The 13,443-nt window shown below is 64.7% G+C and carries 11 protein-coding genes and 1 pseudogene; 6 read left to right on the forward strand and 6 right to left on the reverse strand.

The annotated features are described in order from the left end of the window. Positions 1-335: nucleoside triphosphate pyrophosphohydrolase (locus AB0J53_RS44495; protein WP_364184247.1), on the forward strand; the 335-nt coding region annotated here is incomplete at its 5' end. A 64-nt stretch (positions 336-399) separates the two neighbouring features. Here the strand turns inward: AB0J53_RS44495 and AB0J53_RS44500 are convergent. The 3 genes from AB0J53_RS44500 to AB0J53_RS44510 form a co-directional block, all read right to left on the reverse strand. Continuing rightward, on the reverse strand, positions 400-945 hold the full coding sequence (locus tag AB0J53_RS44500) for a GIY-YIG nuclease family protein (protein WP_364184249.1): 546 nt from the start codon (positions 943-945) through the stop codon (positions 400-402). 61 nt (positions 946-1,006) lie between these two features. Continuing rightward, a complete protein-coding gene (locus AB0J53_RS44505) occupies positions 1,007-2,887 on the reverse strand; it encodes a DUF2075 domain-containing protein (protein WP_364184251.1) in 1,881 nt (626 codons plus the stop codon). 466 nt (positions 2,888-3,353) lie between these two features. Beyond that, positions 3,354-5,237, reverse strand: coding sequence for a DUF2075 domain-containing protein (locus tag AB0J53_RS44510; protein ID WP_364184254.1), 1,884 nt, complete (start codon positions 5,235-5,237; stop codon positions 3,354-3,356). A gap of 567 nt (positions 5,238-5,804) precedes the next feature. On the opposite strand from AB0J53_RS44510, the gene AB0J53_RS44515 reads away from it, so the two are divergent. After that, on the forward strand, positions 5,805-6,179 hold the full coding sequence (locus tag AB0J53_RS44515) for a hypothetical protein (RefSeq protein ID WP_364184257.1): 375 nt from the start codon (positions 5,805-5,807) through the stop codon (positions 6,177-6,179). 6 nt (positions 6,180-6,185) lie between these two features. Here the strand turns inward: AB0J53_RS44515 and AB0J53_RS44520 are convergent, their stop codons facing one another. Both AB0J53_RS44520 and AB0J53_RS44525 read right to left on the reverse strand, forming a co-directional pair. Next, positions 6,186-6,479: a hypothetical protein gene (locus tag AB0J53_RS44520; RefSeq protein ID WP_364184260.1), complete on the reverse strand. Its 294-nt coding sequence runs from the start codon at positions 6,477-6,479 to the stop codon at positions 6,186-6,188. Positions 6,480-6,481: 2 nt separating this feature from the next. Next, on the reverse strand, positions 6,482-8,245 hold the full coding sequence (locus AB0J53_RS44525; protein ID WP_364184263.1) for a hypothetical protein: 1,764 nt from the start codon (positions 8,243-8,245) through the stop codon (positions 6,482-6,484). 356 nt (positions 8,246-8,601) lie between these two features. Here AB0J53_RS44525 and AB0J53_RS44530 point away from each other — a divergent pair, with 356 nt between their 5' ends. Both AB0J53_RS44530 and AB0J53_RS44535 read left to right on the forward strand, forming a co-directional pair. Continuing rightward, the gene (locus tag AB0J53_RS44530; protein WP_364184265.1) at positions 8,602-8,829 is read left to right on the forward strand and encodes a hypothetical protein; all 228 of its coding nucleotides are present in this window, start codon (positions 8,602-8,604) and stop codon (positions 8,827-8,829) included. Positions 8,830-8,853: 24 nt separating this feature from the next. Beyond that, complete coding sequence (locus AB0J53_RS44535; RefSeq protein ID WP_364184268.1) at positions 8,854-9,213, forward strand: hypothetical protein; 360 nt, start codon at positions 8,854-8,856, stop codon at positions 9,211-9,213. 914 nt (positions 9,214-10,127) lie between these two features. On the opposite strand, the gene AB0J53_RS44540 is transcribed toward AB0J53_RS44535, so the two are convergent. Continuing rightward, positions 10,128-10,607 carry a hypothetical protein gene (locus tag AB0J53_RS44540; protein ID WP_364184271.1) on the reverse strand — a complete coding sequence of 160 codons (480 nt, stop codon included), beginning with the start codon at positions 10,605-10,607 and terminating at the stop codon, positions 10,128-10,130. Positions 10,608-11,686: 1,079 nt separating this feature from the next. On the opposite strand from AB0J53_RS44540, the gene AB0J53_RS44545 reads away from it, so the two are divergent. Continuing rightward, the gene (locus AB0J53_RS44545; protein WP_364184274.1) at positions 11,687-11,971 is read left to right on the forward strand and encodes a winged helix-turn-helix domain-containing protein; all 285 of its coding nucleotides are present in this window, start codon (positions 11,687-11,689) and stop codon (positions 11,969-11,971) included. 80 nt (positions 11,972-12,051) lie between these two features. After that, positions 12,052-12,891 (forward strand): annotated as a pseudogene (locus AB0J53_RS44550) (transposase). The last annotated feature ends 552 nt before the right edge of the window (positions 12,892-13,443 follow it).

The raw sequence follows: 13,443 nt of genomic DNA on the forward strand, positions 1-13,443 counted from the left end.
ACCTCTGCCGTACTGACCTTGGAGGACTCCGGGACATGGGGAAACTGGTGCGAGACAAAATTCCGGACATCATTCGCCAGAGCGGCCAGGAACCGACCGTCACGGTGCTCCCCGAGGATGCCTACCGGGATGCCCTGGTGGCCAAGTTGTTCGAGGAGTCCACCGAGCTCGGGCAGGCGTCACCAGACGAGGTAACCGGCGAGATAGCTGACGTGTACGAGGTCCTACGCGCCCTGGCCGCGGTCCACGGGCACGACTGGACCACGATCGAAGCAGTGGCAGCGGCCAAACGTGAAGAGCGCGGAGCCTTCCGCGAACGCCTCTACCTCGCGTGAACGCACCCGTGCATGCGAACACCGCGGTCCTATGTCCGAGTCGATCACAAACCGACCGGAGCTTTCAGACGCTGATCGGAAGGCTCCGCGCCAGTGCACGAGCGGAGGCGCGGACGCCGCTCAAGTAGGAGTGGAAGGCGTGGTGACGGTTCTGATCTAGGTTGAGGGGCAGGTCCAGCCGAGCGATCAGCTCGGATTCGCCCTCCCAAGGCGCATCATGCTCGATCCAGCACACACGGGCGTACTCAGCCATCCACTCCGTCAGTTCCTTCTCGCCGGCCTGACCGAAGGTAAGCCGCTTGCCGCTGCCTACCCGGCGGAGTTCGAGCCCGAGCAGGCAGCCAAGAGTGAGCCGCAGGGTAGATCCTTCGGCGTTGCCCCGGAAGTGATACCGGACCCTGCTACGGAGGTTCTGCTTGCTGGCGCGGGTGGCCATGCGGCGCGGCGCAATCCCCACATAGAGGAGACGGTCGGCGGCCAGGCCGGGATGCGGTGGCCGAGTGAAGTACCACCCATAGATGCCCGCGGCAGCCGGCACCGGACCCGGACGGCCGAGAACTTCCGCCGCCTCCCACAGCTTGGCCGGCTCGAGCAGTTCGGCAGTGTTCATCCTTGCCTCCCAGGCCGGTCGGTATGAGGAAGTTAGTGCACGCCACCGACAAACACGTAGCCTAGGCGCGCTGCTCCAGCAGCCCTGCGAGGAACTCCTGAGTCGCCGGGTCGACCGAGTACAGTGCGGTGCCCATCATGCCGCGCGTCAGCAGCACCTTGTAAGTGTTGCGGATCAGCTGATCCGCCTGCTCGTCGCTGACTCCCTTCTTCATCAGCGCCGGGTCCTTGCTGGCGCTCCGGACGGTGACCAGTTTCCCGTCCCGATACACGAGGTCCGGGCCGAAGATCACCCCGTTCCAGTCATACTCGAAGCCCTGAGCGGTATAGACGCACCCCACCTGCTCGAACCCGCCATCAGCGGTGGCCCAGAGGGCGCTGGCCGGAGCGTTCCCCACGGCCCTGTCACCCTTGACGTTCCAGGGCCGCGCCCAGTCGCCGACCCGTACGTCCGCGACCAGGCTGTCATCCGCCGGGGCACTCCAGGGCCAGCAGAACCCCGCCGTCATCCGTGCCGAGAATTCCGCTTCCAGCTTGCTCCTCAGCAGGGCCTCCAGTTCGTAGGGCGACTCGGTGAGAGAGACGGCGAAGTGATCGTCACCCGTCCACGGCTCCGGAGCACCGCCGTCCAGGCCCAGCAGCCGCAGCACCCACTCCTCGTACTTGCGGCTCCCGCCACAACGGAACTGCGCATCCAGGTCGACCTGGTGTACGGCCAGACCGAGCGATTCGGCGTAAGCCGTGATGTCGGCGACCCGCCCCATCTCGCCAGGCCGTACCACCTGATGCTCGTCCAGCAGGAACACCGGCACCCTCGCCGCGGCGATCAGCTCATCCAACTGTGGCCGGCCCGTCCGCTGTGCCGACTTGGTGAACCTGTTCTCCGAGGTCTCGCGGATGCGGTGGGCCTCGTCACAGATCAGCACGTCCAGTTCGTTCGACTTCGCGGTCATGAAGTTGTTGAAGTACTTGAACATCCCCTTCAAACGGGTCGAGCCCTTGGCGACGACTCGCCTCATCGTCTCGGTGAAGGACCGTGAGCCGGTGGCGTGCAGCGCCGAGTATCCCCGGTCAGACAGTTCCCCGAGCAGGGACAGCGCAATGACGCTCTTGCCGGAACCCGGCCCGCCAGTGATGATCACGACCTGCTTCGAGTTGCCTGCCCGCGCCTTCTCCACTGCGTGCAGCACCATCTCGTAGGCCAGGCGCTGTTCGGCCAGCAGGACGAACTGGTCACGCTTCTTGATCTCGCCAGCGGCCACCTTCAGCAGCTGCTTGGACGGGCGGATGGCGCTGGACAGCAGCCGATCGGCCGCGGCGGCTCCCGGTTCAGGGGCGAACTGGGCCTTGAGGTAGTCGACGAACTGGCCCCGGCGCGTCTTGCTGAAGAGCCGGGTGCGCTCGTCCTCGACGTGGTCATAGAGGTCGTGAATGTCAGGATCGCTGGCGTTGTGCAGGTACACCACCCCGCGCACCGCGTTCCTGTGCTGCTCCAGAGCCCCGACGAAGTCGGCCAGGTATTCGCAGTAGCCCCGCACCTGGACGACCGGGTGCAGCTTGGGCCGATCGCCCATGCCCGGCACCAGGACCAGTTCGGTGTCGTCCTCGTACAGCTCGGCCTGGCTCCACTGCTTCAGCTCGACGATCAGGTAGGAGTCGGCTCCCGTCCGCCGGTCGCGCCCGGCGAGGATGACGTCGGCCCGCTTGCTGGTTAACGGGAGCTGGTACTCGATGAGCATCTCCACCCCACCGAGGCCGGCTTCCACCAGGTCGCGGGCCAGAATAGGGATGCTGCGGTCCCAGGACTTGCGTTCGCCCTTGCCCGGGTTGATGCCTTGCGTAGAGCGCAGGTAGTCCGCGATCACGTCGCTGAGGACGCGCTCGGCCACGGACTCGGACACCAGCTGAACCAGGCTTTCCGCCGAATGCCGGAAGACAGCCACGGATCTACCCCCAGGCAGCACGAAGGACTCGTGCGGTATGGGGGCATGTCCGGTATCAAAACGGAAGCCCGTCGGGCCGCATCACGGATACGCCTGAAGATTACCGGGATCTTCATACCTTCCCGCCCCGATCAACCAATCCCTCCTGCGGGGTCCGCTGGCTATCATCGCCGCCACTCAACGAGCTTGTGCCTGGCAGTAGCACGCACCGCCCGACCCGCCACGCTGTTCCGAATCCCGTTGCCCTTGTCAGCAGATCAGCGGATCGAGTGGACGGAACGCATCGCCGAGGTCCATGACGCTGTTCGAGGTCGTCCGGCTCTCGCAACATCTGTGAGGCGTGGGGGAATGGCCGGTACACCGTCGGACTCACTATGAACGCTAGGCACAGGATGATCTCTAAGGCCGGCAGAAATGCCAGCAGATTTGCGCAGGTCACGCTGCGCAAACTGCAGTAGCCGTCCTGCTACTGGGGAGCGTTCATGGGCACGCCGTCATAGTTGAGCAAGCGAGCACCAAGCTTGGCCAGCATCACATTGGTGGTGCGGTCGACGGAGTACAGCACGGTGCCGCGCATTCCGCGGGTAGCAAGCACCCTGTAGGTGTTGCGGACCAGGAAGTCGAAGTCGAGCGCGTTCTCGACCGACCTGTCGCGGTTCTGGCTGATGTCGGCCTGCCAGCCTCCGTCACGCCAGACCAGGTCGGGGCCGAAGATGACGCCAGCCCAGGCGTACTCGAAGCCCTGAGCGGTGTAGATGCAGCCGATCTGACCGTGGCCGCCTGGGTGCGTCGCCCATAGCGTGTGCGGCGGCTTATCACCGACCCACTCGTCCCCCTTGACGTTCCATGGTCGGTTCCAGCCGTTGATGCGGACGTCGTCGGTAAGGGTGCCGTTTCGGGGGAACGTCCAGGGCCAGCAGAAGCCGGCCGCGATGCGGGCGCTGCTGTTGGTTTCGGCGGCGCGCTTGTTGAGGAACTTCTCCATCGCCTCTGGGGTGGGGGCGACGTACAGTTCATAGTTCTCCCGAGGCCGCCAACGGTGCGGCGGCTCTCCAGCCACCAGGCCAAGTAACTGCTCGACCCAACGGATGTACTCCGGGTCGCCGCCGCAGCGGAACTGGCTGCGCAGGTCGATTCGCAGGACCTCGTGCTTCATCTCCTTGGCCGCGTTCTCAATGAGCTGGATGGTGCCGTCTTCGCCGGGGCGCACCACCTGGTGCTCGTCCAGCAGGAAGACGGGTACATCCGCCGCCTCGATGAGCTGCTTGACCTGGGACGGGCCCGTGCCGGGTGTCTGGCGCCTGAGCCGGTGCGCCTCATCGGCGATGAGCATGTCCAGCTTCGAGCGTAGGGTTTCGAAACTGTTGAAGTACCGGAAAATTCGCCTGGCGCGCGTGTCCTCGCCGGCGTACTCCCACAGCGTGCGGGTGAAGGATCGGCTGCCAGTGGCGTGCGCAACCTTCAGCCCATCCCTACTGCACGCAGCCAGCAGTTCCAAGGCGATCACACTCTTGCCCGTGCCGGGACCGCCCACGATCAGCACGACTCGCTTGTTGCCCCGGCGGCTGACCGCCAACTGGGCCTTCACGTACTCGACGGCTTTACGCTGCTCGTCCAGCAGCGGAAAGACAGAACGTCCGCGCACGCTCTTGCTGACTGCGGTCATCAGGCTCTCCGTCGGCGACACCCGGGCGGACAGCAGGTCGCGGGCATACTCAAGTGCCTTATTGCCCGAGAGCGTCCTTGTGAGCATGGCCGCGAACCGCTCACGTTCCTCTGGTTCCTTCCCGTACATATGCGTACGCTTCGCGCCGCTCTCCAACTGGTCTTCATCTCGAATCGTCTCAAGGAGCGCGGCGGGCATGTTGTGTAAGTTGACCAAGCTCATCACCTTGGCGGTCCGTAACATCGGCACGAAGTCGCGCAACGCCTGCCGGTATCCGTTGGCTTGGGTTGCCGGGTGAAGGCGCGGGTTGCGGCCGGGCGCGTTCGGCACATGCACCATCTGCGTGCCGCGCACCGGCCGGATCTGCGACCACTGCTTGTTCTCCACCACTACAACGCAGATCTCGCCGGTTGCGGGTTCGCTTCCGACCAGAACGATGTCCATGCGCAGGTCACAGATCGGCGCGGTCAGCTCGATCAGCACCTGTACGTCCTGCAGGCCGGCATTGATTAGCAGGTCGACCACCGTGGGAATGCTGCCGCCCCACGAGGCGCTCTCGCTCTCTCTCGGCTTCGCTCCATGCACCGAAACGAATCGTCGGCGCAGTTCCTCGACCAGATGACTCTGGACGATGATCTCGGCGAGTTCACCGGCACTGCCCTGATACAGACAACGCAACGCCACAAGAGCGCTCCTTCGGAACGCCGGCCAGCCTTGCGGCTGGCAGACGGGACGGGGGCGAAGGGATGGTGCGAGGCGTACTGTAGCTGTGATTGCCGACAATTCAGGACAGATCAGTGCAACACTCGTCGCAGATATAGACAGGCACCTCTCGCCGGCCGAACTGCGAGCCCGTTCATCTCGCCTCGCAGGAGGCGGTGGTGTATGCCTACTCCGATCAGGCAGCCGTCACGATGACCGTGCCGTTCAGCGAGGAGTAAATCTCGTCGTGCCCTGCGTGCGGCAACGACGACTACCGCGGCAGCACGGTCGTCGGCCATCTCCGCCTGGAGCCCACCAAGCAAGGATCGAACCCCCGCCGCCACGGAGCGGAAGAGCACCGGCTTCATCGCAGCTCGCTATAGATGGAAAGAACGGATGTACGAGCGAGAGATGGTCGGATAAGGTCCGGACGTGCGCCATGTTGCGTATTCGAGGGCAATTGTCGCGACGCTTATCTGTTTCGCGGCCTTGACGGCGTGCTCGGGCGAGTCAGAGCGGCCGACATTGGCGGAGGCATCACGGCAGCTCGTGAGCGACGGTGACGCGGTGGTTGCGGGCATCGAGGCAGGCCTGACCGAGCTGACAAGAGAACGTGCCGACCGGGACCGAGACTCGACCTGCCTCAACGATGAGGAGCAGCGCTTCTACATCGCCAAGGGGAACTTCGCGAATCCGTCTGCGGAGAGTGCGACCAACCTTGTCGGGCTGCTGAAGGGCCAGCTCATCGGCAAGGGATATTCCACTCAGGTCGTGGATAATCTCGATCTTTGGGAAGACGATGTGAGTGTCGCCGTGGTGGTCAATCCTGAGACAAGGGTGACCTTCGTCCTGCTCGCCCGCATGAACTCGACACCTAACGTCATGATCGTCGGGAAGACGGAGTGCTATCCCGTCAACGCCTGAATGCAGTCACATGGGGTCAGGTACACGCGCGGCATCTTCTCGGAGCTGCTTAGCGCGCCGGCGAAGGTTCTCGGCGGTGGCCAGGCACGAATTTTCCAGCTCGGCCAGTTCGCGTCTCAGGCGGGCCGCATGCGTGAGGTACCGCTCGGCAGCCTGCCCTTCCCAGAACGGTTTGCTGTCGCCTGGTTTGGCAGGAATGCCGTCGAAGGTGTCGGCCAGGGTCCTGGCGTACCTGACTAAGGTGGAGGCGAGCGCCTCCTTCTCAGCCGCCTCACGGAGGAGTTGGTGTTTGACGGGCATGGTCAGCCACCCCGTCTTTCCAGTGCGTCGAGCAAGGCATCGTGGATCCGACCTTCCATCGCGTCTCGCATCATGGCCGTCTCGGATGCGGTCAACGCCTTCTGCCCGTTCTCTCTGAGCGAGCGGCTCAGCCATTCGACCTGCTCGTTCACGAGGGTGCTGGCGATCGACCGGGCTGTATCTGGCGTCTTCTTGTCGAGGTAGTCCGTGATGAGGTTCTTCATCACGTCTTTGACGTCGTCGAGCCCCTTGTCCTTCCCCGTGGACGCAAGGGCACTGTCCATAGGTAGGTACTTGTTGTTGATGAAGTCGACCGGCATGAGGAGGAAGCCGGCCAGGCGGTCGGCGTACTCGTCGTCGCTCCACTCCGCATAGGTCGAGCCGGCCAGCAGCAGGTTCGTCAGCGCACCTGTTCGCTCGGCCAGGTTGATGTGCGCTTCTCGTCCGTAGTTGCTCGGATCGAAGGGATGGAAGCGCCCCATGTCCAGCTGCTTCATGTAGTCCGTACCGGCCTTCATCAACGTGTCGGCCGCGGTGGAGTCCTGCATCAGCGCGCCAAGGAACCGGGCACTCACTGTGGGGTCGAGCTTGTCCCAAGGCGCCCTGGGCTCCAAGTACGGCACCTCCGGCGAGTTCCGCTCTGCCTGGCCGCGGGCGAGCTTGTCGAGGATGGGCGTGATGTCCTGAGCCAGAACCCGGCTGATCGGCGAATCGGCGAAGGTGCCGATGCCGCCACCCACCCACAACGTGTGCTCGGATCCGATGCTGTTGATGACCGTGATCCAGGCCCGCTCCCGCATGTCGTCAGCCCCGACGCCGGGTTTCAAGGCCCCATGCAGCGCCCTGGCCAAGGTCTCCTCGTACGCAGGAACGCCTAATGACCTGATGGTGTAGGCGTCCAGCATGACCCCGGCCTCGTTCGGATGCTCGGCCAGCAGCCGCCGGAACGCCTCCGGGTTCGCCTCGTACGCCTTGGCCAGGTTGTGCAGGTTCCAGTTCGGATCGGTGGGGAACGTGTCGGAGTTCGGTGGGCGGGTCAGCAGGTTGGTCGCCACCCGGTTGAGGAACGTGCCGGACTGCGGGGCCAGCGCGACGAGGCTGGAGAGGATGTCCGATGGGGCTGTCTCGATCATCTTCTGCCACTCGTTCCCGAGTCGCCCGGAGCTCTCAGCGGCGGCGAAGGCTCTGGCCAGCAGGCCGGGCGAGGATTCACCGGCGCGCTTGAGCGTGTCCGGGGTCAGTCCTCTACGCGCGCCTGCGGCTTGGGTGTTCATCCAGTCGCGAATCAACTTCTGGAAGGTCGTGGGACCGAGTGCGGTCAGCAGGGCTGCCGAGTAGCTCGGATCGTCGATCCTGCTCTTGAGCGCTGCCAGGGCCTTCTCCACCCCGGCCCAGCTCGGCCCGGACAGGAACTGGTCGTGGTAGTTGAGCGCAGCAGTGATGACACCCGCGTCCCGCTTGGCCGCCTCTGTGGCCTCGGTGGCGCTGCTGAAGGGGAAGGTACCGGTCAGCATGCCTGTCTGCTGAGTCGGCACGATGCGCTTGATGGTGTCGATGCGCCACTTGAGATCCTGCTGCGACTCGTGGAAGAACCACCAGGTGCGGTGCATCGGGGCAACGCCTTCGCGGCCGGCCCACTCGGCGCCCGCCTCCGCGATCGCCGCTTCGAGCCCCGGACGCGCCCTGGCCAGGACGTCCTTCCCCGCTTCCATCTGGCGGATCAGTTTCTCTGCGCCGAGGGGATCGATCCCGACGAACTCCCCCATGGCCCCTCCCCAAGGGCGTGGCTACAGATCAGGAGTCAAACACAACGGGCGCACCAAGTGAACCCGCAATACGGTGCCATATTGAAGCGGAATAGCCGATGTACGGTTAGTCGCAATAAGTCCATATATGGTGCACCATAGGCTCGATGTCCGGCTTTCGGTGCCGTCCATAGCTATTGCAAATCACGGCTCACGAGCCGTTTATGCGCCGCATGATTGACGCGTGAAGACCCACGACTCCGGTTGGTCTCGACCTCTCCGCCAGCGACATCGCTGCCGAAGTCATCCAACAAAGCCTCATAAGCGTTGCCGCCCCTCTGGCGGACGTCGAGCCCACGCGATTCATCAGCCGCGTTATGGATGCCTGGCGCAAACGCCACCAGCAGCACAGCGTCAAGCCGGTTCTCACGCTCGTCTGCGGCTACGCCGGTTCCGGCAAGAGTGAGTTCTCCCGGTTCCTCTCCGAGGTCACCGGTTGGGCCCTCCTGGACAAGGATTCCATGACCTGCGCCATGTCCGAGCGACTGCTCACATCACTCGGCGGAGATCCCCATGACCGGCACACCGAGCTCTACCTACGCTAAGTGCGACCCTTGGAGTACCGCTGTGTGCTGGAGACCGCCTTTGACAATCTGCGGGCGGGTACCTCGGCCATCCTGTCCGCGCCCTTCATCGCCGAACTGAACAGCCCCGATTGGATGTCCCGCCTGACAGACCAGTGCTCAGCCATGGGCGCGGACGTGGGCGTGATCTGGATACGCTGCGACGCCGCGTCCATGCGCAAGCACATGGAGATCCGCCGAGCCACCCGCGACGCCTGGAAGCTGGACAACTGGGCCGCCTACGCCAGCAGCCTGGACACCGACAACAGCCCATCCGCAGCGCATATCAGCGTCGACAACCGGCTCGGTGCCGCGACCAGCTTGATCGATCAGACTCGCCACAGGTTGAAGCGGATCCTCGCGTGACCATGGCTCCGTTCCACGACCTTCTGAAAAGTCACGTCCCCGTACGCCGTCGAGCCGCACGCTAGCCATAGATTTGATGGCAGACCCGGTTACGGATGCGGAACTTGGGACGAGACGGCGGGAACAGTCGGTCGCACTTCGCGGAGATCAAGCGAGACGGTCCCTTCCTGATGTTTCCCCCAGAGTTCTTTCGGACCGTCTTCTGCGAGCGGTTCCTCCTTCCGGCCGCAGGCGGCTCCTGCTGCCGCGCCGTACGGCTCACTGGTCCGTGGCTCCGCCCGGATCGCTTCGATCCCCCCTTCGAAGCCTTGCGCTCTGATCGGGGCCAGACGGAGGGCACCGCAGGGGCGGCGGCGGACGTGAGAGTCGGCCGCGGGGCTGGCGCTGCATCCTGGGCGGTCGTGTAGTGCCGGTGAGGGGCGCCGAGGCGACGCCGGTCTTCGATGGCGAGGTTCCCGCGCCGGACATGCCCGACCACATCCCGAGAGCAAGGCATGCCACGAAGCCCGCGACCAGCAGCGGTTTCAGCCAGTGATCTCCGACGCCCTGAGGATGTCCCCTGGGAGGTGTCGGAGTCGAGTACATCCGGGGCCAAAGATCGTCCCTCCCAAAGATCGAGGCATCTCTATAGCTGACCGGCGGCCCAGGCTGCGGCTCAGCGGTCAACTCCGACTCATGGAGAGTGGTGCGTCTATGCAGCGGCAGGCCGTACGGTGGCCGTCTGCGCGGCCCGGAACCTTCGACCGGGAGTGATCACCGTGCATAATCCTCCTTGTTCACGGAGTGGTTGCCAGGGTGCCGCATGATTTCGAGATCCGTCGCGATCACCTAACTTGTCGCGTGTCGCGAGGACGTTGCCCGCGGGCGCATAGAAGAAGGGCCCCAGCCCGCAGCGGGGGCCGAAGTCCGGCTTCCTATACGTCGAGAGCGTTGTTGATCTTTCCGTTGATCTGTTCCTGCTGGCCGTCCATGCATTTCGCGTAGACACGAAGCAGCACATCAACACCATGCCCAGCGCGTTTTGCGGCCTCAGGGGCCGGGACACCGGCATTCAGCCAGAGCGACACCGCCGCATGGCGGAGGTCGTACGGACGTGCGGCGAGCGACGAGGCCACCTGAGCCGGAGTGAGGGCGAGTTTCCGAGCTTCCTGCCAGACGTACGAGTGCGCCGAGCTGGAGTAGGTTCCGCCGGTACCGGTGCGGAAGATCCTGCCGTCCTTGGCCGTGCCGTACTCGGGGATGTGTTCGCGGACCATGGCGACCTGGACGGGCGGGATCGGGATCTCTCGCGTTTCCTTGTCCGGGCGGTGCTTCAGGCTCCGGGACTCGTGAGTCTCGCCGGAGTTCGTCCATCGCTTCGTGCTCTGCGGTCGCGCTTGCTCCAAGACGATCAACCCTAATCCCGATTCGGGCAGCGTGCAGTTGTTGGCGCGCAGATCCGCCGCCTCCTCCGGCCGAAGCGCTGCGTAGTAGATGCACCCGAACAGCGCCTTGAGGCGGGTTGACCACAGTACGGGGATCGACGACCGTCACGGCCTTCGGCACCGTCCACTTAATCGCGTCCAGCGGGTTGCTGCTGAACACCTTCTGCTCGATCGCATGCTCCAGCAGGTGATGAAGGACCGCACGCTTACGCCGCACGGTGTTCGCCCCTGCGGGGGCGCCAGCGAAGGTGACCAAGATGGCGTCGAGTGCCGTGCGAAGAACGGGCGCCTCCCCAGGTTCGACAGCGGTAGCAAAGCCCGCTCCAACCAGCCCAGAGCCGCGACTTGGGCAGGGGTCAGGGGTGACTCGCCGCTTCTCCGGGAGGAGCGCATGAGCCCGGAGGACCTCCCGCAGGTCTTCGGCGGATGGGCGACGCGGCGCGTCATCCACCAGAGCCGGAATGAGACTGAGGAGCGCGTACGCATCCGTCTCGCGGGTCTTGGCAGCCGAGTTGTTCCAGCGCTGAAGGATGTACGCCTGGGCGAACTCCAGGAACGTCGGCCCCGACGACTCCGGCGCCAGCATCAAGACTGGCAGACCGGTGGTGACGTCGAACTCCTCCCCCGCCTTGGCCGCCTGCCGTAGGTCGGACGCAGAACTCGAAGACGACGGGCAGGCAGCCACACGTGTAGTCGCGGACGCGGGCGCGGGTGGTGCGGGAGTCGCAGGGATACCAGCGAACGGGAGTCAGGTTGGGGTTCGCCGGAGCCGGGTGAAGGCTGTGATAGATCCCCAGTTCGTCAACAGCTCCCCCACCCCGAACAGGCAGGGGTGCCGATGAGCGAGCGGATAGATCCCGGCCATGCAGCGCGCACCTCTGCGCTTGTGGCCGAGCACGTACGCCCTTGCCCCACCCGGAGGGACTCTGTCCTATCGCTCATCGACGCCATACCGCGAGGATAGCGAGCCTCTTGTCTACAGCATGGAGCTGCATGAAGCTTCATGAGCCGGTGTGAAGGGGCATGAAGCGCCCTCCTAGCCTCATAGGGTGGCCAGATATGTCGAGCACACGCGCACATGGGAATTCGACGGGGATCGCTCTCGCTGGCAGCAGATCCTTGAGGTCCTCAACGCGCGGATCGACTCAGGCGAATGGGGACCCAAGTTCAAGATCTCCGAAGTCAAGCTGATGGAGGAGTTCGGGGTCGCCCGCCCCACCATACGCAAGGCCATGGAACGCCTCAGAGCCGCCGACAGGATCTACACCGTCCCGAACCTGGGCAGCTTCGTGAAGGACGCCGGCGATGAGAGTGCGACCAGCAGCAACGAATGAGCGTCTAGATGATTGATTCCAAGGGGTGGAGATCAGCTGTTCGGCTGCGGACATGAAGCGAGGGCGTTCAAGATCCGTTTGTGACGACAGAACTGAACACCCTCGCGACAGCACTGTACGTGAAGATCGACGATCAGCTGATCGCTTCTCCGGATCTGGCTCCCGAGCGGCCTGCGACCGGGCTGCAGCCTCGGCTCAGTGACGCGGAGCTGGTGACGCTGGCGGTATTGTCGGCGCTGCTCGGCTTCACCTCAGAGCGGCGCTGGCTGCGCTACGCTCGCGCCCACCTGACCGGCCTGTTTCCTTACCTGCCCGGCCAGTCCGGCTACAACAAGCGCCTGCGCGCCGCCACCGGCCTGGTGCTCCACCTGATCCGCATTCTCGGCCGGGACACCAGCCTGTGGAGCGACGACGTGTGGGTGGCCGACTCCACCCCGGTCGAGTGCGGCCGCTCCCGGCAGACCGCCCAGCGCTCCGACCTGGCCGGCTGGGCCGAGTACGGCTACTGCGCCTCGCACTCCCGCTTCTTCTGGGGCCTGCGCCTGCACCTGATGTGCACCCTGGGCGGCCTGCCCGCCGCCTTCGCCCTGACCGGCGCCAAGGCCGACGAACGCCTCACCCTGCTAGGCATGCTCGAAGCCGACCCCGACCTGCTGGCCCGCCACCGAGGCCGGCAGGACCTGATCGCCGACATGCAGTACTACGGCCGTGACTTCGAACACGCCCTGGCCACCGCAGGAGTGCGCCTGCTGCGCAAGGCCCGCAAAGGGCCAGCTCGACCTCGAACGCCACGGCGGGCGCACGTTCGCGGTGTCATCATCCGCGTGATCACCCGCATCCTTGCGCTGACCGCCGTGATCTGGCACAACGACAAGACCGGTCAGCCCATCGCGCGCTCACTGACCGCCTACGACCACTGATCCCAACCCCTTGGAATCAATCATCTAGCCTCACATCAAGATCATTTTTAGACGCGGGGTCGCCGGATGAGAACTTTCTCTACGTCTTTAAAGGCGGCCCGCTGCGCGGCCCGCCGGCGCGCGAGCGGTCTGCGTGCCCGGCTGCGGCTCTTCGGCCGGCCCGGCACACACCGCCCACGCGCCCAAGAGGCCAGGAAAAGCCACCAATGAAGGCCGTGACGATCGCTCACTTCGGTTCTGGCCATGGGTCGTTGGGGCGATCGGCTGCCGCGCGGCTTCCGCTCCTCGGGCCTGGCGGCCCTGCGGTGCGGGTCCACTTGCCATCGAATGAGATCATGCTGCTGGCCTGATGGCGATGCTCTAGTCTGCCGGTATCGACATGCGACATCCACTTCCGCCGTCATGGGCAAATGCGAACCATGCCCAAGTTTGGGTGAAGGGAACGGCCGATGGGTGGCCTCCGTAAGCTCCAGCCCAGCTGTAACGCGGCGCGGACGCATCGCGATATACCTTGCTCGGCACCATGCCGTGCTGGCTGAATGAAGTTCTCAT

Source organism: Nonomuraea sp. NPDC049725 (genome assembly GCF_040674795.1).
Taxonomy (GTDB): Bacteria; Actinomycetota; Actinomycetes; order Streptosporangiales; family Streptosporangiaceae; genus Nonomuraea; species Nonomuraea ceibae.

Bases quoted from the DNA above. Each gene is read 5' to 3' on its own strand.
- AB0J53_RS44500 (WP_364184249.1), bottom strand. From the start codon at position 945: ATGAACACTGCCGAACTGCTCGAGCCGGCCAAGCTGTGGGAGGCGGCG.
- AB0J53_RS44520 (WP_364184260.1), bottom strand. From the start codon at position 6,479: ATGCCCGTCAAACACCAACTCCTCCGTGAGGCGGCTGAGAAGGAGGCG.
- AB0J53_RS44525 (WP_364184263.1), bottom strand. From the start codon at position 8,245: ATGGGGGAGTTCGTCGGGATCGATCCCCTCGGCGCAGAGAAACTGATC.
- AB0J53_RS44530 (WP_364184265.1), top strand. From the start codon at position 8,602: ATGGATGCCTGGCGCAAACGCCACCAGCAGCACAGCGTCAAGCCGGTT.